This is a genomic window from Desulfatibacillum alkenivorans DSM 16219, assembly GCF_900142135.1.
GTDB lineage: Bacteria > Desulfobacterota > Desulfobacteria > Desulfobacterales > Desulfatibacillaceae > Desulfatibacillum > Desulfatibacillum alkenivorans.
The window spans coordinates 79,847-103,953 of the sequence record NZ_FQZU01000004.1 but is presented as its reverse complement, the minus strand read 5'-3'; the positions used below and the strand labels follow the sequence as shown (position 1 = coordinate 103,953).

17 protein-coding genes and 1 tRNA gene are annotated in these 24,107 nt (G+C 56.5%); 12 read left to right on the top strand and 6 right to left on the bottom strand.

The genetic code is table 11. The features are described 5' to 3' along the window. Positions 1–28: 28 nt before the first annotated feature. On the bottom strand, positions 29–844 hold the full coding sequence (locus BUE18_RS05215) for a YkgJ family cysteine cluster protein (protein ID WP_073473632.1): 816 nt from the start codon (positions 842–844) through the stop codon (positions 29–31). Positions 845–965: 121 nt separating this feature from the next. Continuing rightward, positions 966–3,074 carry a GAF domain-containing hybrid sensor histidine kinase/response regulator gene (locus BUE18_RS05210; protein ID WP_073473631.1) on the bottom strand — a complete coding sequence of 703 codons (2,109 nt, stop codon included), beginning with the start codon at positions 3,072–3,074 and terminating at the stop codon, positions 966–968. Between the two features lie 529 nt (positions 3,075–3,603). Between BUE18_RS05210 and BUE18_RS05205 the strand changes: the two genes are divergently transcribed. Further along, the gene (locus BUE18_RS05205; RefSeq protein ID WP_073473629.1) at positions 3,604–5,604 is read left to right on the top strand and encodes an oxidoreductase; all 2,001 of its coding nucleotides are present in this window, start codon (positions 3,604–3,606) and stop codon (positions 5,602–5,604) included. A 104-nt stretch (positions 5,605–5,708) separates the two neighbouring features. Here BUE18_RS05205 and BUE18_RS05200 read toward each other — a convergent pair whose 3' ends face one another. Then, complete coding sequence (locus BUE18_RS05200) at positions 5,709–6,509, bottom strand: EFR1 family ferrodoxin (RefSeq protein ID WP_073473627.1); 801 nt, start codon at positions 6,507–6,509, stop codon at positions 5,709–5,711. 407 nt (positions 6,510–6,916) lie between these two features. Here BUE18_RS05200 and BUE18_RS05195 point away from each other — a divergent pair, with 407 nt between their 5' ends. After that, positions 6,917–13,309, top strand: coding sequence for an RCC1 domain-containing protein (locus BUE18_RS05195; RefSeq protein WP_073473625.1), 6,393 nt, complete (start codon positions 6,917–6,919; stop codon positions 13,307–13,309). Positions 13,310–13,508: 199 nt separating this feature from the next. Here BUE18_RS05195 and BUE18_RS05190 read toward each other — a convergent pair. The 3 genes from BUE18_RS05190 to BUE18_RS05175 form a co-directional block, all read right to left on the bottom strand. Further along, positions 13,509–13,582 (bottom strand) — tRNA-Lys (locus tag BUE18_RS05190). Positions 13,583–13,717: 135 nt separating this feature from the next. Beyond that, positions 13,718–14,179 carry a hypothetical protein gene (locus tag BUE18_RS05185; RefSeq protein WP_139264616.1) on the bottom strand — a complete coding sequence of 154 codons (462 nt, stop codon included), beginning with the start codon at positions 14,177–14,179 and terminating at the stop codon, positions 13,718–13,720. A 507-nt stretch (positions 14,180–14,686) separates the two neighbouring features. Next, complete coding sequence (locus tag BUE18_RS05175) at positions 14,687–15,238, bottom strand: pyruvate kinase alpha/beta domain-containing protein (RefSeq protein ID WP_073473620.1); 552 nt, start codon at positions 15,236–15,238, stop codon at positions 14,687–14,689. 140 nt (positions 15,239–15,378) lie between these two features. Between BUE18_RS05175 and BUE18_RS05170 the strand changes: the two genes are divergently transcribed. The 10 genes from BUE18_RS05170 to BUE18_RS05125 all read left to right on the top strand — a co-directional run bounded on the left by BUE18_RS05170 (position 15,379) and on the right by BUE18_RS05125 (position 23,949). Continuing rightward, a complete protein-coding gene (locus BUE18_RS05170; protein ID WP_073473618.1) occupies positions 15,379–16,569 on the top strand; it encodes a DNA polymerase IV in 1,191 nt (396 codons plus the stop codon). Positions 16,570–16,575: 6 nt separating this feature from the next. After that, a complete protein-coding gene (gene prmA / locus BUE18_RS05165; RefSeq protein ID WP_073473616.1) occupies positions 16,576–17,508 on the top strand; it encodes a 50S ribosomal protein L11 methyltransferase in 933 nt (310 codons plus the stop codon). Positions 17,509–17,636: 128 nt separating this feature from the next. Beyond that, on the top strand, positions 17,637–18,179 hold the full coding sequence (locus BUE18_RS05160; RefSeq protein ID WP_073473614.1) for a nitroreductase family protein: 543 nt from the start codon (positions 17,637–17,639) through the stop codon (positions 18,177–18,179). Between the two features lie 93 nt (positions 18,180–18,272). Further along, complete coding sequence (locus BUE18_RS05155; protein WP_073473612.1) at positions 18,273–19,379, top strand: HD domain-containing phosphohydrolase; 1,107 nt, start codon at positions 18,273–18,275, stop codon at positions 19,377–19,379. A gap of 206 nt (positions 19,380–19,585) precedes the next feature. Further along, a complete protein-coding gene (locus BUE18_RS05150; protein WP_073473610.1) occupies positions 19,586–21,043 on the top strand; it encodes a sensor histidine kinase in 1,458 nt (485 codons plus the stop codon). 54 nt (positions 21,044–21,097) lie between these two features. After that, the gene (locus BUE18_RS05145) at positions 21,098–21,487 is read left to right on the top strand and encodes a response regulator (RefSeq protein ID WP_073473608.1); all 390 of its coding nucleotides are present in this window, start codon (positions 21,098–21,100) and stop codon (positions 21,485–21,487) included. Between the two features lie 113 nt (positions 21,488–21,600). After that, positions 21,601–22,050 carry an SRPBCC domain-containing protein gene (locus BUE18_RS05140; RefSeq protein ID WP_073473606.1) on the top strand — a complete coding sequence of 150 codons (450 nt, stop codon included), beginning with the start codon at positions 21,601–21,603 and terminating at the stop codon, positions 22,048–22,050. Positions 22,051–22,237: 187 nt separating this feature from the next. Beyond that, complete coding sequence (locus BUE18_RS05135) at positions 22,238–22,885, top strand: hypothetical protein (protein ID WP_073473604.1); 648 nt, start codon at positions 22,238–22,240, stop codon at positions 22,883–22,885. A 19-nt stretch (positions 22,886–22,904) separates the two neighbouring features. Further along, positions 22,905–23,303 (top strand): PDZ domain-containing protein, encoded by a 399-nt coding sequence (locus tag BUE18_RS05130; RefSeq protein ID WP_073473602.1) that lies wholly within the window; start codon positions 22,905–22,907, stop codon positions 23,301–23,303. A 4-nt stretch (positions 23,304–23,307) separates the two neighbouring features. Next, positions 23,308–23,949 carry a cyclase family protein gene (locus tag BUE18_RS05125; protein WP_073473600.1) on the top strand — a complete coding sequence of 214 codons (642 nt, stop codon included), beginning with the start codon at positions 23,308–23,310 and terminating at the stop codon, positions 23,947–23,949. Positions 23,950–24,107: the final 158 nt, after the last annotated feature.

Sequence of the window (24,107 nt, the reverse complement as noted above, 5' to 3'; positions counted from 1 at the left end):
GTTTTAAAATTTGATCAGACGGCCCGGTTTATTTGTTGAAGATGCGCTTTTGGGCCTGGTCGTCGCTGACTTTCATGGAGCCCTGGGAAAACAGGGCGCCCTTCAGCCATTCGGTCCCCACCTTAAGCAGGGCCACGTCATCGGTTTTGATGGCCTCTATGGTTTTCTCATCCAGGGAATGGAGGGTGAGGAAGGTGCTTTCAAACACAAACCTGCGGAATTGGTCCAGGTTGTAGCAGGCCATGTAAAACATCTTTTTGGCGGGCTCGGTGATCTTGATGTTGGGCGGAAACGACCTTTTGCGGACTACCAGCTCGTTCCAGCCTTCGTTGATCGCATCGTGCTCCTCCACGCCCTGGTCTTTACGCCATTCTTTGACCGTCCATTCCTTATCCACCTCAAAGCCCTTGCAATGGGGCTCCTTGACGAAAAAAAAGAAATCCTCGGTTGCGTCTCCTTCCTTGGGCCGCATGGTGGCGTGCCCCAAGGGGTAGTACCGGCATGCAGCCGGACGGTCTTCGTAGATGATGCAGCCTTCTTCGCGGACAAAGGGACAAGGCGGGTTGTCTTCCTGGCCTTCTTCGTCTTCCAGCATTCTAAGCACCGGCACCGGCAGGTCGGTTTTTTCCAGGAGTTCGGGCCGTGTGTAGATGGCCAGAAACTGCTCGGAATCCAGGTCCAGGCGTTTTTTCATGCGGATAATGTCATAAGGGGTCAGGACAATATCAATGCCTCTGCAGCACTTGGTAAAGCATTCCAGATCCGGTCCGCAACGGAATTGAAACCGGCTGTTTATGGTAAGCTGCAAAGGCTCCAGTTGGGCTTTTGGGGTATCTTGGCTCATGTTAATTCCTTTCGCACATAACAATAAACGCCCTTTCCGGACCCGTGGGCAGGCCTGGGCGTTTGGCGGCCATTCTAATGGGTTTTAAAACTTTGTCAACAGGGGAAAAAATTAGGGAAGATCAGGCTTTTTCCGTTTTCATGATGTTGTGGATCACTTCCGACAGAAAATTGATGGAAAAAGGCTTTTGAATAAAGCCCATACACCCCCGCTTCAACAGGTCCGTGGAGGAGTCCTTTTGGTCGAAGCCGCTGGATAGAAGCACCTTGACGCCGGGGTTGACTTCCTTGATCAAATCATAGGTGGCCACCCCGCTCAAGCCGGGCATAACCAGGTCCAGTATAAGCACGTCAATGTCGTCCAGGCCGGACTTGAGCATGTCCACCGCCTGCATGCCCGAGCTTGCGGAGTAGACCTTGTACCCCAGGCTGGAAAGCATTTCTTCGCCCACCTTGAGGACGGACTCTTCGTCGTCCACCAGCAATATGGAGCCGGTTCCGGGAATGGGATCGCGAGTCGGAGGCGCCGCCGCCGGGGCTTCGGCGTCGGAGGCCGGCAGATACACCCGAAACGTAGTGCCGGATCCCAGCTCGGAAGCGGCGTTGACGTAGCCGCCGTGCCCCTTGACCACGCCGTAGACCGAGGCCAGCCCCAGCCCGGTGCCCTTGCCGATTTCCTTGGTGGTGAAAAAGGGCTCGAAAATCCGGTCCATGATCTTGGGAGGGATGCCGGTTCCCGTGTCCGTAAGGCGCAAATGCACGTATTTGCCCGCCTTGACCGCTTTTTTCATGCCCACAATATCCTCATGGGTCACGTTGCAGGTAGTCAGGGAAAGGCCTCCGCCCTCAGGCATGGCGTCCGAGGCATTGATGAACAGGTTCCACAAAACCTGCTCCATCTGCGCCTGATCCGCTCTCACGGGAAACAGGTCGGCCGCCAGATTCAGGGTGACGGAGACGTCCTTCCTGGTCCTGGCGAAGGTTTCACAGGATTCCCGGACGATCCGGTTCAACTGGATGGGCTTCCATTCCAGGCGGCCTTTTCGGGCGAATCCCAGCAACTGCCCGGTGAGCTTGGACCCGCTGGAAACTTGCTTTTCAATGCTTTTCAACCGCTCATAGTTGTCTTCATGGGGCGAGGAGGTGAGCAGCATCAGGGAGACGTTGCCCTGGATCGCCATAAGCAAATTGTTGAAATCATGGGCAATCCCCCCGGCCAGGGTGCCAATGGCCTGCATTTTCTGCGCATGGACCATCTGGCTGGACAATTGGTTCCGCTCCGACTCCAGCCTTTTTCGGATATCCAACTCCTCCTGATACAGGTTCTTGTGCCGGTCTGATTCACGCACCTGGGCGTCGTAGAGTTTCTGGAGCAGGGTGTTTTGCAAGGCGAAGCCCATCTCGCCCACCACCAGGCTCAACAATTGCTCATCTTCCTCATCAAAGGGCTGATTGTCGGATTTCCCGGCCAGATTCAGCACTCCCGTGAAGTACTTGCCGGCGAAAACCGGCATGCTGATGAACGACGGCGGGCCGTACTTGGGATTGTTGGACTTTTCCACCCGGGGATCTTCCTCGATATCCCGAACCACCAGATTCTTCTTGGTTTTAAGAACCTGGCTAAGCACGGGCGAGGTTTCATCCACGGGAAAATCCGGGGGAGGCGGCGCGCCCGGCCCATGATACCGCACGAGGACGAGGTTTTTTGTGTGGGGATCGTAGGAAAAAACCGAGCCGATTTCCGCTCCGGAAAGGCGCATGGATTTTTCAAGCAGGAGATTCATGAGGCTTTCCATGCTGTCGCATTGATCCACAGAGTTCAGCAATTCCTTCATGACGGAAAGGCCTTGAACTTTCCGGGACAACTCTGTATTGGCCGATTCCATTTTTTTCAGCACTTCATTAAAGGCGCCGGCGACTTCCCGCAACTCCCCCGCCGAATCCTGGTAGGCGAAGACCGTGGTCTGCCCCTCGGCGGCCTTTTTAACCATGGCGGAAAATTCGGAAACTCTGGCGAAAAATCGGCTTAAAATCATGAACCCGGCGAGAATCAGCAAAAGGCTGAACGCCATGACAAGCACCATCCAGGTGGTCACCTGGATGATTCCCCTGTATTGCAGATACAACATGCACAAAAACGGCACGCCAAAAACCAAACTTTGCACCAGCGAAAGCGTGTTTTGGACTTCATTCTTTTTTGGAGAGCGCCGTTTATGAAGGGAAGAAGGCATAGAGCTCAATATCCTGCAAAGTCTGGCAATGAGCCAGGCTCCCATACACGAGGAGGAGCCTTTGGCCGTTATGCGGGATGAACATCGTTATCCCGAAAAAAGCCGGGTGTATTGCGGGCGGATGAAAACCCATACAAGAACACTATTAATACTTTGGTTAACCGGGCGTCTGTAGGCGCCGCAGGAAGCAACATATTCCGGCGGTCTTGGAAGACCCGCGTCCACAGGGACGGTTTGGATTTCAGCGTAGCCCAAAAACCAATTCCTTGCAAGCAATTGTTTGTTACATAAATGTTTGGACTTACTTCCGAAGCCCCCGGATAAACGCTGTTTACGGCCTTGAATCCCCGAGCAGAAACCCGCCTTGGCCCGGCGCAAAGCCGTGGGGATTATTTACCACGGCCGGCCCAAAATCTCAACTTCTTGAACGCCAGCTAAAGATTGACACGGAAGGCGCCCTATAATAAATCCTATGCAAGCATTCCCCCCGCTTTCTACAACCTTTTGAGCACCTGACCCAGGAGGCGACATGAAAGACCCTTTGTTTGAACCAATTACCATTAACGGCATGGACGTGAAAAACAGGATTTACCTTCCGGCCATGCACTTGAATATGGCGACGGATTTCATCCCCCAGGACCGGATGATCGCCTTTTACGCCGAAAGGGCCAAAGGCGGCGCCGGCATGATCGCCGTGGGGTATTCCACGGTCAATGAACTGGCGGGGAACCCCGGCTGCCTGGGCGCCCACTCCGACGACTTCATTCCGGGCCTGAAAAGACTTTCCGGCGCCATCCGCGAGAACGGCGCCAGGGCCATCCTGCAGCTTAATCATGCAGGCAGGTACAACCACTCCATGCTTTTGGGCGGCAAACAGCCCGTGGCGCCCTCGGCCGCGCCCTCCCGCCTGACCAGGGAAACGCCCCGGGAACTGGAGTTCGGCGAGATTAAGCAGACGGTCAAGGACTTTGCCTCGGCGGCGTTGCGCGGCGTGGAGGCCGGTTACAACGGCGTGGAAATCCTGGCAGGCACAGGCTATTTGATCAGCGAGTTTCTCTCCAAAGTCACGAACCAGCGCTCCGACGAGTACGGCGGCGCCTTTGAAAACCGCATGCGCTTCGGCCTGGAAGTGGCCCGGGCCGTCAAAGCCGCCGTGGGACCGGACTATCCCCTGATGTTCCGCATCAACGGCAACGAGTTCATGCCCGGAGGGCTGCGCCGCGACCAATTGATCCTTTTCGCCCGCCGGTTGGTGGAACAAGGCGTGGACGGGCTTTGCGTCAACGTGGGCTGGCACGAAGCCAGGGTGCCCCAAATTCTGGCGGAAGTGCCCAGGGGCGCCTTCGCCTACCTTTCCCGGGGCATCAAGGAATCCGTGGACGTGCCCGTGATCGCCAGCCACCGCATTAACGATCCGGAGACCGCCCGGAACATGCTTTCCGACAGCATGTGCGACATGGTCGCCATGGGCCGCGCCCTCATCGCCGATCCCTATCTGCCGGAGAAGGCCCGCACGGGAAAAGACGGGGATATCGTCCACTGCATCGCCTGCGCCCAGGGATGTTTCGACCACGTGGCGGCCCTGGCCCCTGTGGAATGCCTGTGCAACCCCCAGGCGGGCTACGAAGAATCCCGCTGCCTGCAGCCTGCGGCGGCGCCTAAGAAGATCATGGTTGTCGGGGGAGGCCCGGCCGGACTTTCGGCGGCGGCCGCAGCCGCGCGCCGGGGCCACAAGGTTTCTCTGTACGAACAATCCGGCGTGCTGGGCGGACAGCTTCTTTTGGCCGGCGCGCCTCCAGGACGGGAGGAGTTCATCGAACTGGCTGCAGACCTCGCCCGGCAGGCGGAAATCCATGGAGCGAGCATTTACCTGGAAACAACCGTAGATCAGCCCTTGATCGAGCAGGAAGCGCCCGATGAAGTCATCATAGCGTCCGGGGCGACGCCCATGCTCCTGCCCATCGAAGGCATTGAAGAGGCGGACGTGGTTCAGGCCTGGGACGTCCTGGCCGGCAAGGCCCGCACCGGCCGCCGGGTGGTCATTGTAGGCGGCGGCGCCGTGGGAATCGAAACCGCCCTCTTCCTGGCGGAAAAAGGAACCTTGTCGCCGGAAGTGCTCAAGTTCCTGCTGGTGCATCAGGCCGAACCGGTGGAAGACCTCTACGATCTGGCTACCAAGGGAACCAAGCAGGTCATCGTCCTGGAGATGGAGGACGCCGTGGGCAGAGACTTCGGCAAGTCCACCCGGTGGGCCATGATGGAGGACGTGAAGACCGCAGGCATTCAGCTACGCACCCGGACAAAAGCCCTGGCTGTCACGGAAAACGGGCTTAAGGTGCAAACCCCGGACGGAAAAAAGGACATCTCCGCCGACACCATTGTGCTGGCTGCCGGGTCGCAATGCCATAATCCGCTCGGCGCCTGGCTGGAGGAAAAAGGCGTTCCTTTTAAGGTGGTGGGCGACGCCAAGGCCATCGGCCGGGCCATGGAAGCCATCCACCAGGGATTTTTAGCGGGAGCGGAGGTGTGACGTCAGGCCGCCATCATTAATTGAATTCAATGTCGTTCATCAAAGAACCCCTTCGCCGAAAAGCGGCGAGGGGGTTCTTGTTTGATCGTCTTGGTTGGGGCTTATTAAAGGAAGTTCACCGGCTGCTTGGGCTCCTTACAGTTGTCGGAGAGCCACTTGGCGATTTCCTTGACCTTGCTGGCTTTCATGCTCCGGGCGTTTTCCGGGCAGCCCTTGATGCAGGCGCAGCAGCGGATGCAAGAGTCCACGTCCACCATAACGTCGTTTTCGTAGTCAATGGCGTTGGTCGGGCAAAGATCCTCACAGATGCCGCATTGGGTGCAGGCTTCGCTTACCTCGATAAAATCGGCGGATATTCCTCCGCCCATCTCTTTGTAGGGATGGTTTCCCGGAACTTCCAGGGCGGGAATCTGATCCGCGGAAGCCAGGGAATCCAGCTTTTCCTTGATTTTAGCGCCAAAGGCCCGGGCGTGCTTCAGGTCGTTCTCATCAGGGCGGGAAACCGCAATGGGCGTGTCTTCCGCCGAAAAGGAATGCTCCCCGATATAACCGGCGCCCGCCACTGCTTTGCAACCTTGCTTTTCCAGGGTTTCCTTCAGTTCCAGCAAGGCGTCGTCAAACTCCCGGTTGCCGTATACGGCCAAGCACACGCAGGGAGTGTTATCCGCCTCAATGGACTGCAGCCACCCCATTAAAAGGCCCGGAACCCTGCCTGCGTAGACGGGCACGGCGGCCACCAGCAAGTCGTTGGAGGCGACCTTCAAGGGCTGCTTCCTGGCGCCGGGCTGCGTGATGTCGATTTGCTGCACATTATTCAGGCCAATGCCCTGGGCGACCGCTTGGGCGACTGTTTTAGAGGTTCCCGTGGGGGAAAAGTATGCGACTTTCACTGATTGAATATCCATGGTCACTCCTCCTTGCTGGATAGTGGGGGTTATTTTTATGCTGTTATCAAATCGTGAAGAAAAGCGCCATGGCAAATTTTTTGGAACAGGCGGTACGCGCAGGGTGCGTGATTACGCACGCGCCCAAAAGCCAGGTTAAGCCCTAAGATTGGCGCGTCCCGAGGTTTGCGCGCTCACTGCGTGGGAGCGGTGCGGCCCGCGGCCATTTTGTTTGACCTTTGTATAAAATGAGGGTATTGAAGAGCGCTGTTTTTCATCAACCATATTCATTCCAAACATTGAGCCGGAAATTTTCTTAGGCGGTGTTCCCGTCGGCGCCAAGGCTGCGCCTTTGACAGGCTTTTTGCCAGTACAATGATATATAGCTTCATTTTAGCACTTTAGGCATGATCCGGAAAGGTGGTTTTATGAAATTTGGAGTTTTAAAGATTGGCCAGAGGTCTTTTACATCCTTGGCGATGCTTATCCTTTTGTTCTGGACCTCGCCCCTATCCGCTGACAATTGGACCGGGATTGATGGAAGCGTAGACAATATCAATAACCTCATGGCTCAAGCGACGTCTGCAGTGCAGTCCGGAAGCTACGTCCAGGCCAAGGAGCAATTGGCGGCCACCGCCCGCAACCTGGAAAGGGCCTCAAGCTGGGCCTATTATATTTGGGACGAACGCAAGTCCAATCCAACATACACGCCCATCAGCCTGAATCCCCTTCCCGACGAGCTTAAAGTTTCCTACTACCAGGACAGGATGGATGACAGCAGGGCTCAATACAAGCAGTTATTGGGAGAAATTGACGAAGCCAGGCTACAACTTGGGCTGAAAAAACTCCAGACGTTGTTTTCCATTCTCACCGGCATGGTCAACCTGAGCAAGGGCATTGTAGACACCGTCAAGGACAACCCTTTAATGGCGCCAAAGAACCTGATTGACCTTCAGGCCCAGGTGGAGGAGGACGCGGCCAACATCCAGGTGAATTTCACCAGGCTGGAGGCTTCCGGTCAACTCCTGAACCGGTTGATCACCTTGAAGAACAATGTCGTGAAGCTCTTTCGCGAATTGCGCACCATACGCCAGGGAATCAATGTTCTGGTCCCGGAGGTGGAGCGCATCGAGGCGGCCATGCCCATGGCGCTGGACAGCATCCAGCGCGGCCTGTCCATGCCTCTCCCCCCCGCGCAGCAGGCGACCTTTGACGGTTCGCCATACAGTATAGAGCTTGCCGTGGTTGAAGACGGCCTGGACGGAGCCGAGCTTCCCTGGGAGAGCGGCGAGACAATCATCAGCGAATTATACGCCGAGGCCCAGGCCGCTTATAATGCATTGACGCCCACCGCGGACGACACCCAGGCCTGGAATGATTTCAATGACTGGTATGACGCCTGGGAAGAAAGCCTGACAACCCCTCGGGAAAACAATATCCAACAGTTGAACGTTTTGGGGGAGGAGTGGCGTCAGGAATTGATATCCATCCTGACGGACTACATGGCCATATCCTATGGATCGCCTGTAGCTCTGTCGGACTGCTCCAGTCATGACCCCATTCCAGAGGAACTGAAGTTGACCTGGACTGACCCCAGAGCATGGAAGACCGAATACCAAACGGCGCTGGCCGCTGCAACCGGTCCGGCCGTGGCGCCCTCGCAAACCGGCGCCCTGGCCGCGGACTGGCACGAGGTGGTCATTGATTATCCTTCACGCCTTTCCAGCCTTGTGGCAACCTATTCAAAAGCGTCCCAGGCCGCCCGGGCCAGCATGAGCTACCGGGAATGGGAAGACCTGCTGTCCACTACGGACCCCCGCCAACCCTATCAAGTGTTTGTGCTGCCGCGCCAGAGCCAGAACATCATGCTGGAAAACCTCAACGCCATTCGCAGCGAGGCCAACCGCTTTGCGGGCGCTGCGGCCTCCGCGCAAAGCGAGATCGAATCCCTGGCCTGGAATTTGTCCGTGCTTCAAGGCAAGGCCGATGCATACCGGCAATTCATGGAGAATCATGCGGACACGGTTCCCACGGTGGAATTTGACGAAAAATTCACGGTCTCGGATGCTGATGTGACGGGATTGTCCGCCCGGGTGTACCTGGCCGAGGACGGCATATCCATTCTGGAGACCGAAGCCATTATCCAATATTTTGAGCGGGAAGTGGAGCAATTTGCTTTTGAGGCGGACGAGGCCGGCGACCAGGCCACGGAAATAGGCAATCAAGCGGACGCCCTGGCCTTTTCCATCAACCGGATGCTTGCCTTTAACGACGCCATTGCAGGCAAACAGGCGGCGGCGCAGGAAATGCTCGATTACAAGTTCGGGGATGATGACGTGTTTTTAGGAGCGGGGGATTACGGATACCTTTTCGACTCTCTGGAAATCCTGGACAATTATATGTGGCAGCACGTGGACACCGTGTATTACCACTCCAACCCGCCGGATGTAGAAACGCAAATCGCTCCCCATGTGGATTACATCCAATCCCTGGGCCAGACGGCATGGAGGCGATTCGCCCAGTTGACGGAGGAAATCTGGTCCGTCACCGACAACCTGACCTTCGCCCATCACGAACTGCGCCCGCCGCTGTACAACGTGGGCCATGGGTTCAATGCAGGCGAGAGTTTTGTGATTCTGCCGGAAAATCAACCTCTGGTGGATGAATTCACGTCCGTGCGTTTTTTAAAATACCATAGCCGCCCCTATCTGGAGCCTTTTGGATACCTGACTCTCGACCAGATCCGCCAGGGCATACCAAACGCCGCAGATTGGATTGCGGCCAAGCTCGCGGGCGGCTACGGAGAGCTTGTCATTCAACGCGTGTCCCCTTCCAGCTACACCATTCCCGTGGGCCGGACCATAGCAACGCCCCTGGTGGTCCGGGTGACGGATTCGGAAGGCGCCCCTGTTGCAGGCGCGCCCATCTCCCAGGATTACGACCAAGCCATCCTCCAGGGCGAGGTTGTCCGCAGCAGCGACGCGCAGGGGCTGGCCTCCTTTCACCCGGGGCCGTACAACCAGACGGGAACCCAGACAGTAACCTTTTCCGTGGCCGGCGAATACACCTTAACCGTAACCGTCTATGTGACGGAGGATACGGACGGAGACGGCTGCGGGGACGACTGGGAAACCTTTTACGGCCTGGACCCGGACCAGGATTTCGACGGCGCCGGGGACAATGACGGAGACGGACTTACCAACGCCCAGGAACAGGCCGTAGGAAGCAGCCCCCTGTCTGCGGACACGGACGATGACGGTTTTACGGACCTGGAAGAAGTTGAGGCGGGGACGGACCCGGCCGATCCGGCGGATTACCCTCAGGACGCGCCTCCGGAATCGCCTTCCCCTCCACCCATGCAGCTTGGGGTGGACTGGGAGAAAATGGCGGATGATCTCGGCGACGCCGCCGAGACGGATGACTGGTACTATTTCACCCACGCCATTTCCTTCCGCAACCGCATTGTGGCGCTGGCCAGATACGAAACCGAAGAAGTCTCCGGCGCCGTTAAGGCCGTGCACGAAGCCTGGACGTCCAAAAACGGCCTGCAATGGACCCGGGAAGCCAGCCAGCCTCTCTGGGCGCCCAGAACCGCCTTTTCCCTTGCAGTCCATAACGACCGTTTGTGGCTGGCCGGAGGATGGACCGAAGACCCTGAAAACCCCGGGTTAGTGACGGCCCGGCATGCGGATGTGTGGGTTTCGGACAACGGCCTGTACTGGTCCCGCGCTACGGATAATGCGCCTTTCGGACAGCGCAGGAACGGCCGCCTTTTATCCATGGGCGGCAAATTGTGGCTGGTGGGCGGCTATGTTTATAACGAACAAACCGGAGCATACGAAGCCAAAAATGACGTGTGGTCCTCCTCTGACGGAATTTCCTGGACCCAGGCCATGGCTTCGGCGCCCTGGCCGTTAAGATACCCCACTGGCATGAGCGCAGCGGTTTTCGAGGACAAGCTCTGGATTATGGGCGGCGACCTTTATGATTCTCAATCCGGCTGGACGACCTACCGGGACGTATGGAGCTCCCCCGACGGCGCCAACTGGACCCTGGAGACCGACGCCCCCGCGTGGGACGCCCGGTACGGCGCCGGGCTGGCGTCCCTGGACGGCCGTTTGTGGCTTTTAGGCGGAACCAGCCACGTTGACCCGTATAAGTCGTTTGAGGCCTGGACTTCGGAGGACGGGGTTACGTGGCGGTCCGTGAAGGCGCCAAGCAAAGTCAGGGGGCAAATTTTCACCCACGATCATTCCCTGTGGTCGCTTGTTCACACCAGCGGCGCCGCCTCCATTATCAAGCATACGCTTTGGCGCTCCAGAGGCCCGGGAGTAACCAGCTGCACTTCCGGGGCTCTGCAGACGAAATCCCCCTCCGCGTCTTTCGCCGCCGGCGCCGAGCACGCCCTGGCCATTACACCTGACGGAGGCCTTTGGGCATGGGGCGCAAACAGCGCAGGCCAGTTGGGAGACGGGTCCACGGAGAACCGGGCCAAACCCGTCCGAATCGGCGAGGATTCTGATTGGCACGTTGTCGCCGCCGGCAATTATTTCAGTATGGCGATAAAGACCGACGGCTCGTTGTGGGCGTGGGGGCAAAACTATTACGGACAATTGGGGGTTGGCGATGCGGAAAACAGGCAGGCCCCAGTCCGGGTGGGCGCCAGTGCGGACTGGGCTTCCATTGGAGCGGGCTCTAACCATGTCCTGGCGGTCAAGACGGACGGAACCCTTTGGGCATGGGGGTTGAACAACGGCGGGCAACTGGGCATAGGGTCCAAGGAAAACCAAGCGGCCCCGGTGCAGGTCGGGACGGACAACGACTGGCTGTGGGCCGCTTCAGGGTCCACCCATGGAGCGGCCTTAAAGACGGACGGATCCGTCTGGACCTGGGGGAACAACTATTACGGACAGTTGGGAACGACAACAGCCCAGGAGGCCCTGACCCCTTCCCAAGGCACGGAGTATGAATGGAAAGCGCTAACTTACGGACACCAGTTCATTGACGCCGGAAATACCACCAATGCGTCCTTGACCCCCGGCGGAGCCCTGTACCTGTGGGGGGATAATTACAGCGGCCAAATCGGCGACGGAGAAACCTCCCTGAAAAGATGGTCTGCAACCCAGATCGCCCCCTACGACATCTGGCTGGCCGCATCCTGCGGCAGCGCCTCAACGGCGGCCATCGGCGGAGACAACTCCCTGTGGTCCTGGGGCTCCTTATCCCATTTCCAGCCCTCAGGCATACAATACGCCCCTGAAAACATTCCCGTCCCCGTGGGCGAGGCCAAGGACTGGATCGCCGTGGACGCCGGGGCGAATTTCTGCATCGCCCAAAAATCCGACGGATCCCTGTGGGCATGGGGAACCAATCAATGCGGCCAACTTGGGACCGGAACCAAGACAGCCGAATACGAACCGGCGCCGGTCCTGGCGCTTGGCCCCACGGAATCGGACGCGGACGGAGACTGGATGGACGACAGTTGGGAAATCCTGTATTTCGGCGGAACGCCGCGGGACGGCGAGGGAGATTATGACAACGACGGGCTTAACGATTTTCTGGAGTTCCGCATTGGCACGCGCCCGGACAGCCAGGATTCCGACGGCGACGGCATGCCCGACAAGTGGGAAAGGGATTCGGGATTCGATCCCGCCGTTGACGACGCCCTATTGGACGCAGACAAAGACGGTCTGTCCAACCTCAAGGAATACCTGATGGTTGAGTCCCGGATTTCCCTGGACGGCGGGATCGAAGCCATGGCGGTCTCGGAAGATTATCTCTACCTGATCGACGGCATTGAAGGCGCTTTGATGGTCTTTAATACGGCGGACCCTGAAAACCCGGTTCCCGCCGGATCTTACGATGGGGATTTTCAGTCGATTTACGGCATCTCCGTAAACGGGGATCTGGCCTGCGTAGCCAACGGGGACGGAGTTTTTCATTTTATCGACGTGAGCGACCCGCACAACCCTCAAGGCGCGGGAACATACGCCAGCGGCGAGGGGTGGATTCAGGGGTTTGACATAGGGGAGTCCGTTCTGGCCTTTGCCGACAGCCCCGGCAATCTGCAGGTGGTGGACATTTCCGATCCCGCCGCCCCGGTGTATAAGGGGACCTACGACAACGAGGGGGTGGGAGGCCTGGGGAGCGTTATCGTCTCCGGCGGCCGCGTTTACACAACCCTGTGGGGCAGCGCCGTGCATATCATCGACGTTTCCAATCCCGCAGCACCCCTAAAAATCGGAGAAGTGGTCGTGGAGCTTATTTGGCCTCCTTCCATGGACGTATCCGGAAATTTGCTGTATCTGGGAGTGCGGGACGGAGCCGACGGCGTTCTCAAGGCATTTGACGTATCAACGCCAGCCGCGCCGCAAGTCGTGGGGGGCTTCCCGGGATTCGTCGAAGGACTTGCCATGGAAACCCCGCTGGCTTCCGTCCTGATAGACAACAACGTCAACATTCTGGACATGGGCGATCCCGCCGCTCCTGAATGGCTGGCCGACATCGACGAGGTCTCGGACAGCCGCATCGGCGAAATTGAGATGTCCGGCGATCTGGTGTTTGCGCTGTGCGGCTTTGGGACCGAGGCCCATGTCGCCGTCCTGAATATCTCGCAATTCACCAGAAGGAACGCGGCCGCCGCGCCCGGGGATATTGACCACAATAACTCCGTGGATATGGCGGACGCAGTGATCGCCCTTCAGATAGCAAGCGGCAATGTGCCTGGGGAGCCTGTATTCGCCGACGCGGACGTCAATAACGACAACCGGATCGGAACGGAAGAGGCTTGCTTTGCATTGCAAAAAGCAGCAGGGCTTTAAGGAGGGGCGCCCCCCTGGAAGTAGACAGGCGGGCGCGCCCTTGCCTTCGGCTCGGTCCTTGATAAAAGCCCGCCATGAAACGGCAAAAAAGGCGTTGGAAGCAATTCCAACGCCTTTTTTATGCCCGACGCTTGCCGGGAGCTTACCGAACAAAAAAAAAGTTACGCCGCAAATGACGTAACCTATTATTTTTTTAAAGTGGGCCGTGAAGGAATCGAACCTTCAACCTTCTGATTAAGAGTCAGCTGCTCTGCCTAGTTGAGCTAACGGCCCTTGTTGCGCCGGGTTTGACCTCCCCCGTGCGAAGGTGGTGAGTACCAGCCTTAGCCGGGTTTGTCAATCGTCTTTTTCAAAAAAGTGCATTTTCCGTTAGATCAGCATAAGCGGCTAATAACAACTTGGCCCCCATCATTTCAGGGGCGGAGGCGGCGATTCTTTTAAAACAGACGCCGCGTAATCCGGCTCGCATTTCGTTTTTATGAACGCAACCAGCTTAAATGGATGCACTTCCAGGAAAATCGTTCCGCAGTCCCGGCAGACCAATATGGCGCCAACCGTCTCCACACCTGTTGGAAAGGTCATTTTTTCCTTCAAATGGCCGGGGCTGAAGTAGCGGCCGTATAAAAAAGCTCCATTTTTAAGATGGTTGCTTCTGCCTTTCAAGAGGCCGGGCTCAACCTTGTCGCCTCCGCAAATATGGCATTTTTCTATCGGATCATAATCACCCGCCTGCTGGTCCGGGCGCCCGGCTATGGGGCATCGTTGAAAGTAGCCGCTCATGGCCTTGGGATCGGACGGGCAGAAAACCAGCCCGCAGTTCAGGCAACCGCTGGCATACGGATAAGTTCGAATTCCGGAACGGAACAGCATGCATTTCCATTTTCGATCCTTCAGCCGGAATAACATTGGCGTTATGACAGGCGTAGCAAGCCCCGCCCCTGCAAATTGAATTTGGTGGATTGCCGGCGCGGAGACCGCGCACAATGCGAGGAGACCCTGCAACTACAGGATAGGAAACCTCGCGACTACTGGCAGGGCAGGCCCAGCGGCTACTGGCAGGGCAAGCCCAGCGGCTACTGGCAGGGCAAGCCCAGCGGCTACTGGCAGGGCAAGCCCAGCGGCTACTGGCAGGGCAAGCCCAGCGACTACTGGCAGGGCAAACCCAGCGACTACTGGCAGGGCAAGCCCAGCGGCTACGGGGCAAGGAGATCTTTCGGCGCTTTTTCAAGACGCGCAGAGCGCGCCTTGGGCAGGCACGGGGGCCTGCCGCTACAAATGGCATGCGGTTGATTGCCGGCGCGGAAACCTCGCGATTACGAGCGGGGACCCCCCGCAATTACAACAACCGAGGAGACCTCGCAACTACAAATCGCCCTATTAGAATTCCCTGGGTTTGCAGATGATCTCGCGGATTTTCATATCAAAGACATGGGACTGGCCGGCGGGCTTGATCACCAAAGCCGAATCCGCGCCGCGCCCCGAGCCGCCCACGGCAATGATGTCCGCGCCCGTGAGCGCGCCGCCGTCGGCGGCCATGATGCTGACTTCCACAGCCACCTTGGGGCCCTGGCCGAAGAGCTTGAGGGTGTCGGCCATGATCAGCACAGGGCACAGGCCGCCGTTGTATTTGTTCATGAGGGAGCGCTCCACGCCGGACAGGGCGTGGGTTGCGGAAATCACCCGGACGCCTTTGCTTTCCAGGTCCTGCTTGATTTCCTCTTTCATCACGGACACAAAGGGGGTGGTGAACCCGCAGTGGTAGGTGACCGCCGTGATCTTCATGCCCTTGCAGATTTCCAGGGCTGCGTAGGCGGTGTCGCCCTTGCTGGAGGCCAGGACGATTTCGTTGACGCCCAATTCCTGAGCGCGTTTATAAGCTGCTTCCAGAGTCGCTTTTGTGTTTTCTTTTCCAGGTGCGTTGAAATACATGATATAAACCTCCTTGCATTGACTTTGGGGTGCAACATCTTTTCAAGGACTATTTTAAAACCCCCTTTTTGTCAAAGCAATTGACCTTGCCTTCCAAAAGATTAATATTGTTGGGAGAATTCAAGGCTGGAGAGACCTTCATGACGGAAAACCTGATTATCCACGTAGACATGGACGCGTTTTACGCCTCCGTGGAGCTCTTGGATAACCCGGATTTAAGGGGCCAATGCGTGATTGTGGGAGGGGCGAGCAATCGCGGCGTGGTGTGCTCCGCCTCCTACGAGGCCAGGGCCCTTGGCGTGCGGTCGGCCATGCCCATTGTCACGGCCAGGAAGCTCTGTCCGCGCGGGGTTTTCCTGCCTGTGAGGAGGGCCCGCTACCAGGAGATTTCCCGCAAGGTTTTTGAAATCTTCCACCAATACACGCCGCTTGTGGAGCCCATCTCCCTGGATGAGGCGTTCATGGACGTCACCTCCTCCAAACGGCTTTTCGGGTCCGGGGAGGAAATCGCCGCCAATATCCGCAAGCAGATAGAATCGTCCCTGGGCATTACGGCTTCCGCCGGGGTCGCCAAGAACAAGCTGGTCGCCAAGATCGCCTCGGATCTGTGCAAGCCCAACGGCCTGCTGGTCGTGCCCGCGGATAAGACCCAGGAATTTTTGGATCCCCTGCCCATCTCAAGGCTGTGGGGCGTGGGTCCGGCTTCCCGAGACAAATTGCGCAGCCTGGGCGTGAAGACGATCCACGACGTCAGAAAACTGACCAAAGCAATGCTTTCCGCCAATTTCGGCAAAAACGGGGAGCTGGTTTACGCCTTCGCCCGGGGTATGGACGACCGCCCCGTGGAGCCGCCGGGCGCCGCCAAATCCATCGGACGGGAGATCACCTTTGACCATAACGTCTACACTCTGGAAGAGGCCTATAAGTGGATGCTGTTCCTTTCCGAAAGGGTGGCAAGGCGCATGCGCAAGGAAGAAGCCACAGGCCGGACTGTTAACATCAAGGTAAAATACGCTGACTTTGTCCAGATCACCCGGTCCGTCACCCTGGAATCTCCCACGGACGATCCCGGAGAGATTTACACACACGCCAAAAAACTGCTACAAAAGACCCTGGTCGGCAGCAAACCGGTCCGCCTACTGGGCGTGACCCTGTCCCAGTTGGTAACGCCCGGCCAGGCCTGGCAGCCCGGCTTATTTGACGATCCCACGGCATCGGAGAGAAAAAAGAAGCTGAACCAGGCCCTGGACGGCATATGGGACCGGTTCGGCTCCGGGACCGTGGAGCCGGCGGCCCTGGTTACCGGCGTCGCCAAACACAATCGCAGGTAATATTCTATGCAATGGATGGAAATAAAAATCGTATTTGAAGCCGCTGAGCCGGAACTGGCCCAGGAAATGGTCTCCTATCTGGTCATGGAGCACGGCGCGGAAGGCTTGGAAATGACGACGCCCGGCGAAACCGGCATGGTCCAGGACGGCTCGGGATCCAGCATTCCGGACAGCAAGGAGCACAGCGTCACGGCCTTTTTGCCCTTGGACGATTTGTTCGAAGGGCGCAAGGCGGATTTGACCGGGGCTCTGGAAGATCTCAAGGGATCGGTCCTGACGGATTTCTCCGTCAGCTTTTCGGAGCAGGACGACCAGCCCTGGGAGACAGCGTGGAAGGCCCATTTTCACCCCATTGAAATCGGCAAGTCCCTGGTCATCAAGCCCAGTTGGGAGGACTACGAAAACCCGGAAAAGCGCATGCTCATCGAGTTGGATCCGGGCATGGCCTTTGGCACGGGGACCCATCCGACCACGGCCGTGTGCCTGGAAATGATCGAAACGGAATGCCTTAAAAAGGCGCCGGAACGGTTTCTGGACGTGGGTACGGGATCAGGCATTCTCATGATAGGGGCGTATAAGCTGGGCGCCCGCAAGGTTTATGGCTGCGACAACGACATGGACGCCCTGGAGGCGGCCGCCAAGAACCTAACATGCAACCGGGTTCCGGACAGTGATTTCGGGTTGTGGCTGGGGGATCTTCTGGCGGGAATTGTGGAAGGCGCCTTTGACATGGTTGCGGCCAACATCACGGCGGAAGCCAACGTGATGCTTATTCCCGGACTTCCCCAGATTATGGCGCCGGGCTCCATTTTTATTGCTTCGGGAATCATGGCGGAGAAAAAGGATCTGGTGCTGGAAGCACTGGACGCTTGCCGTTTTTCCGTTGAAAGGGTACAAGAGACGGGCGGTTGGGTCGGCATTGCGGCACGGATGCCTTGACAAATCGCCCATCTCCATTTTTATTGATAATAGGAGTCGGAACCAAATACAGCTGTTGTTCCGGCCCTCAACTCAGACTGCGCAATCCTTAAAACCGCTTTTGAGGTTTGTGATTACGGGGGTGTATTATGTCGGAAATGCTGAAGCTCATCAAGGAAAGAAGAAGCGTACGTCGGTATCTGGACAAGGAAGTGGATGAATCCATGCTGCAGCAGGTGCTGGAGTCTGTGCAATGGTCTCCTTCCTGGGCCAACACGCAGGTTTGGGAAATTGTGGTGGTCAAGAAGCCTGAGATCAAGGAAAAGCTGGCGGCCACCTTGGGCAAGGGCAATCCTGCATCCAAGGCCATGGTGGAAGCGCCCCTCGTTCTGGTGGTTTGCGGCAAGAAAAACTCCTCCGGTTTTTACAAGGATCAGGTCACGACCAAGTTCGGAGACTGGATGCTGTTTGATCTGGGCATTGCAACCCAAAGCCTTTGCCTGACGGCCAGAAGCCTTGGCCTGGGCACGGTGGTTGTGGGTCTGTTCGACCAGGACGCTGCGGGCAAGATCGTGAATCTGCCCGACGGCATGGAGCTGGTGGCCATGGTTCCCATGGGGCATATCGCCAAGGATTCGGGCGCTCCCAAGCGCAAGGAAATAAGCGAATTCGTCCATCAGGACTCCTTTTAGAATGTAAATGACGGAGTTACAAGGCTCTGCGGGTATGCGTTTTTGCCGTCCGGAACTGTCCGAGCATAGGTTGAAGCCAAGGGAGAATAGAGCATGCCGATAAAACCCAGGGTATTGGCCGTCGACGACGAGGAAAGAAACCTCCGTCTCATGGAAGCCATGCTTTTGCCTATGGGCTATGAGTTTTTCAAAGCGCACAGCGGTGAAGAAGCGTTGGATATTGTTCGGGAAACGCCTCCCGACGTGGTCTTATTGGATATTATGATGCCCGGCGTCAACGGCTTTGAGGTGGCTCGCCGCCTCAAAGCCAACGAAGACACCCGCATCATCCCCATCATCATGGTCACCGCCCTCAAAGAGGTGGACGACCGGGTAAAAGCCCTGGACGCGGGCGCAGACGATTTTCTCACCAAGCCCGTGGACAAGCTGGAACTAAAGGCCCGGGTCGCCAATTCCCTGAAAATCAAGGCCTATAACGACCATATGCGGTCGTACCAAAGGGACCTGGAAACCGAGATCGCCAAGCGGACCAGGGAGTTGGAACTGGCCTATGAAAGGGTCAAGGACGCCTCCCTGGACACCATTCACCGCCTCAGCCGGGCTGCTGAATACAAGGACGAGCACACCGGCGACCACATTCAGCGCATGAGCCAGTACAGCGTGGCCATTGCCAGGGAAATCGGCCTGGGGCAGAAAATCCTGGAATCCATCCTGTACGCAGCCCCCATGCACGACATTGGAAAAATCGGCATTCCGGACCGGATTCTTTTAAAGCCCCGGCGTTTGGAGCCTGAAGAATGGGAGATCATGAAGCGCCATACGGTTATCGGCGCCCAAATCCTTCAGGGTTCGGACGTGGGATTTATCAAGCTGGCCGAGGTCATTGCCATGACGCACCATGAAAGATGGGACGGCGCCGGCTATCCCAACGGGTTGTGCGAAAGACAGATCCCCCTTGTGGGCAGAATCAGCGCCGTGGCGGACGTCTTTGACGCCCTGACTTCGCGGAGGCCCTATAAGGAGCCCATATCCGTAGAGGACTCCTTCGCCATTATCGCCGAAGGCAGAAGCCTGCGGTTCGATCCAGTGGTTGTGGACGCATTCTTTTCCGCCAAAGAGGAAATTCTGTCCATCAAACGCAAGCATCCGGACACGAGCCCGAGCAAGCTGGTGGAGATGGCCGAGCTGCCTTACACCTAGTTTTTTTGGCTATTGTGAAATAGGTCATATTGTGACGGTAACGCATTTCACAGATTATTTTCAGAACTGTGTTAATATAAGAGTGATTCATTTCACAGATATCGATCCGAGCCGCCTGCCGACGCGGATTTTCCCGGCGGCCTGAAGATTTCGGCAACCCTGCCTGATGTATACATGGCGGGCAATCCTCTTTTCGTACGGGTGTAATGGAAACAGATCCTGAAAAAACAGCCAACAATTCCGGCCATGCCGGCGGGCTTTCCAGGGCGGGAAAAGGAAGGGCCGCCGGGCAGTTAGCCAGGAATCTTGGGCTTCAGCATACCTGCGAGATCCTGCGGATAACGGATGTGGACTCCATTGTCCGGGAAGGGTTGGACGGCGTCCTGAAAAAATACGCTTCGATCGCCACTCGCGGCGGGAGCTTGTTTTTGCTGGACGCCAAAGAGCAGGTTTTAAATCTGGCCGCGCGAACCGGGATGGATGACAATCCTCCCCCCTGCGGCGACCAGGTGAAAGTGGGGACGTGTTTGTGCGGCCTGGCTTTTCAAACCGGCAAGCCCGGCGCCTATGCCTTTGGCCTGGACGATTCGGACCATCTTAACGCCCAGGGCGGGATTTCCGATCACGGAGATCTTTCCATTCCGCTAGTAGCCAGGGAATTCGGCGCGTTGGGCGTCTTACACTTGCGAACGGAAAAAGGCGCGTCCATCCCCCGTGAGGTTATTGAGTCCCTGGAAAAGGATTGTGAAAAGTTGGCTGACGCCGTATTCAGCGCCCAGGCGGTGGCCAAGATGACTCATCAATATAAAAAGCTGCAGGAAAGGGAGGAGGAGCAAAGCCAACGCGTGCATCGGCTTCGCCTGGCCCTGGAGCACGCCAAGCGGGCCAAAAGCGATTTTCTTTCCAGCGTGAGCCACGAGTTGCGTACGCCCTTAAACGCCATTTTGGGCTTTTCCCAGGTATTGCAGGAAGAGTATTTCGGCGGTCTCAATACCAAGCAAAAGCAGTACGTCAACGATATTTTGGAGTCGGGCAAGCACCTTTTGGATTTGATCAACGACATCCTGGACCTTTCCAGGGTGGAGTCCGGGGAAATGAAGCTGGAGGTGGAGCCTCTGCTGATTTCCTTTATCCTGGAAAGCAGTTTGCATCTCATCCGGGAAAAGGCCTTCAAACACGGAATAGACATCACCGTGGACGTCTCGGACGAAATCAAGGAAATGGCCATACTGGCAGACCACACCAAATTAAAACAGATCCTTTTCAATCTGTTATCCAATGCCGCAAAATTCACCCCGGACAACGGCGCCATCTGCGTGGGCGCCAGGGTGATCCATGATCCTGCGGACGGGGGGGGTTCCCAGGATCAGGACGATAATCCGGGATGGATTGAAGTGTTTGTGCGGGATTCGGGAATCGGCATCGAAGGAGACGACAAGAAGCGGGTATTTGACGATTTTTACCAGGTCAGTGCAGGCCTTTCCGGCAAGACGCCGGGTACGGGCTTGGGTCTTCCCCTGGCGAAGCGTTTGGTAGAGTTGCATGGGGGTAGAATTTGGGTGGAAAGTGAAGGCAGACATCAAGGGAGCTGCTTTGTGTTCACGCTTCCCATAGGCATTTGCCCATGGGCGAGCAAGGAAGAAGCGCAGTCTGCCGCCGGATAGAAGCAATTTGCAGGATTCGCCTTAATCCGCAGGTTGACCGGGGGATGGAAAAGTATGGAAAAACAAGTGTTGGTCGTAGAGGATTCCGAGACAAATAGAGTCCTTCTTCATGATCTTTTGGAAAAGGTTTGTTATTGCTCCGTGTCCGTGGCCGCCAACGGCAAACAGGGCCTGGAAATGGCCCAGGCGGACCTGCCGGACCTCATCCTCATGGATTTGGGCCTGCCGCTTCTGGACGGCATGGAAGCGACGAAAATCTTAAAATCGGACGCCAAAACAGGGGCTATTCCCATCATTGCGTTGACCGGATTCGTCTCCAATGAAGATGAAGAAAGAATGATGGATGCCGGGTTTGACGGATTTTTACCCAAGCCCTTTGACGTGCGCAAACTGCTGGACAAGGTTTGCCTGTATTTGACCGCCAGAGAAAATCTTCAGCTTTAAGGCTGCATGATCCTTTTTAAGCGCTGTTGATTACGTAGCATTTTCACCCAAAGCCGACGCCCTCTAAAGCTCCCCCTGGCCTGATCTTCCGACTGTATTAAGGAGGGGCCGTCATGCGAAAAATCCATACGGAAATTGTTATTAACGCTTCCGCCGGGCTTGTGTGGTCCATCCTCACGGATTTAGACGGGTATGGGCAATGGAATCCGTTTATTCTGGAGTCTGCAGGGCGCCCCGCCTTTGGCGCCAGGTTGACCTGCCGTCCCAGGATGCCTGGAACAAAACGCATTTTGACCTTTCACCCCAAGGTCACCCGCTGCACCCCTCAAAAAATATTTGCCTGGAAAGGCGGCGTTTTGTTTCCCGGCCTGGCCGACGGAGAGCATATTTTTGAAATCCATCCGCAGCCCGGCGGGGGCGTCTTGCATGTGCACAGACAGGAGTTTTCCGGCCTGCTCTCGCCTTTTATACCCAAAACCGTCATGGAGCGCACAAAAACGGGGTTTGAAATGATGAACAAAGCCTTAAAGGTCAAGGCTGAAAAGGAAGGGGCCGGCATTTAACCGTTGTTTTTCTTGCCCTCCAAGGGATGGAAAGGTATTATTGCATCATGACGAATACAGGCTGCAACCGGTATCAAACTGCCGCCCCTTAACAAAATTTGGGCTGACGGTTTTTAAGGGTTGGTTTGATAAATGCTCCCGGTTGCGTGAACTTTCCATTTTTTTCTATCCTCGGGATCAGTTTTAAATGAACTCCATGGAAAACGGGCATCTCAGAAAAAATCTGGAAGACTTTGAGCGCATTAAAAGGGAGCTGGGAAAAATCCCGGCGCCCCAGAGCGAGCTTATCGCCCAAACTTTCCACAAAGCAAACGTGCAGGATGTTGAGTATTCGGATAAGAACTACGAAACTCTGAAAAGCATCCTGGCTTACGAGGCTCGCAAGCAGGAATACTTTACCAAATGGCTGAAAAACCAGCAAAAAAAGCATGCCGCTTCGGAAGAGGAATTCCAGCACGGGGCGTCTGCCGGGGAAGAAACCGACGAGGAGACCTCCTTTTTCCTGATTTTGACGGTGGACCTGACTGGCGCCAGGCCGTGGGCTTTCGCCAAGCTGGAAAAAGCCCTTAACCGCCTCGGCTTTGAAAAACCGTCCGCACAAGACGAAAAAAAACAAAAAAGGCTGAAATTCCCCGGCTTCAGCGTGTCCGCAAACATATACTCCGCCCAGGTGATTGTGGAGGATGAAATGGACATGGAGCCGGAAAGGGACCGCATCAACGAGGAAATCAAGGCATTGATGGACGGGGAGCGGGAAAAAGGCTCCATGGAGGAATATCGATACATCCTGTTCATCTCCAAGCAATGGTCCTGGCAAGAGGAAGGGACATCATGATGACCGGAAAGGAAAGCATATGAGAACAAAGGCTTTCTATATACCGTTCTTTACGGTGTTGGCGCTTATCGTCCTATTGGGGCTCCCGGCCGTAACCGGCTGCTCCCAGGACCAGAAGTTCGGGGGAATGGGCCTTAATGTGGGCCAATTGTTCGACCCCAACGTATTCAATCACAGAGGCCCCCTGGTCGTTCTGGACGTGCTGGAAGGCATGCCCGCCAAGCGGGTGGGCGTGGAAAAAGGGGACGTCATCACCCATATCAATAACGAGCCCACCGAAGGCATGGAGTTTGACAAGCTGATCCAGGAAAAAATGCGCGGGCCAGTGGGAGAATCCGTCACCTTGACGATCAAAAGGGCTTCCATGGAGGAAAAACTGATTTTCACCATGACCAGGGTGTCCGTCTCCGGGAATTGATTCTATGCAAGTCATTGACCTGTCACGCCCCATCACCCCGGAAATGCCGGTTTTTCCCGGCGATCCCAGCCCGGAAATCCGGATCGCCGCCAGCTTGAAAAAGGAAGGCTGTGTGGAGCGGCTTTTGACCCTGTCCTCTCACACGGGCACGCATGTGGACGCTCCCGCTCATCTTTTATCCCATGGCAACACCATAGACGCCCTGCCTTTGGAGGCCTTTTGCGGCCAGGGAGAGGTTGTGGACTGCCGGCCCCTCGGTTCAAAGCCTGTCAGTCTGGATTTTCTAAAGCAGACGGGGTGCATGAGCAGGCCCATGGATTTTATTCTCCTATACACGGGCTGGGACGCCTTTTGGGGCGGGGAAAAGTATTTTTCCGGATTTCCCGTCTTAACGCCTGAGGCCGCCGAGTGGCTGATTCAGGCGCCTATCAAAGGCGTGGGCGTGGACGCCCTTTCCATAGACGCCGTGGATTCCGAGGATTTGCCTGTGCACAACATTCTGCTGGGACAAAAGGTGCTGATTATTGAAAACCTGGCCAATCTGGGAAAATTGCCGGCCGGGGATTTTATCTTTTGCTGCTTCCCGCTTGCCATAGAGCGCGGAGACGGCTCGCCCGTCAGGGCTGCGGCTATCGTAGGCTTGTAAACGTCTTTGCGCAGGTTGGCGCATCCTCTCTTCAATAAGCTGTTTTTGCGGCTTGTTAGAAGCGAGCCCCCCACAATACTGAGTTGCGTTCAAACAAGTTATCATATTCCATGGTAAGCCTGAAAGGACGCGGGTTTCCGGTTTGCGAAAGATCCTGA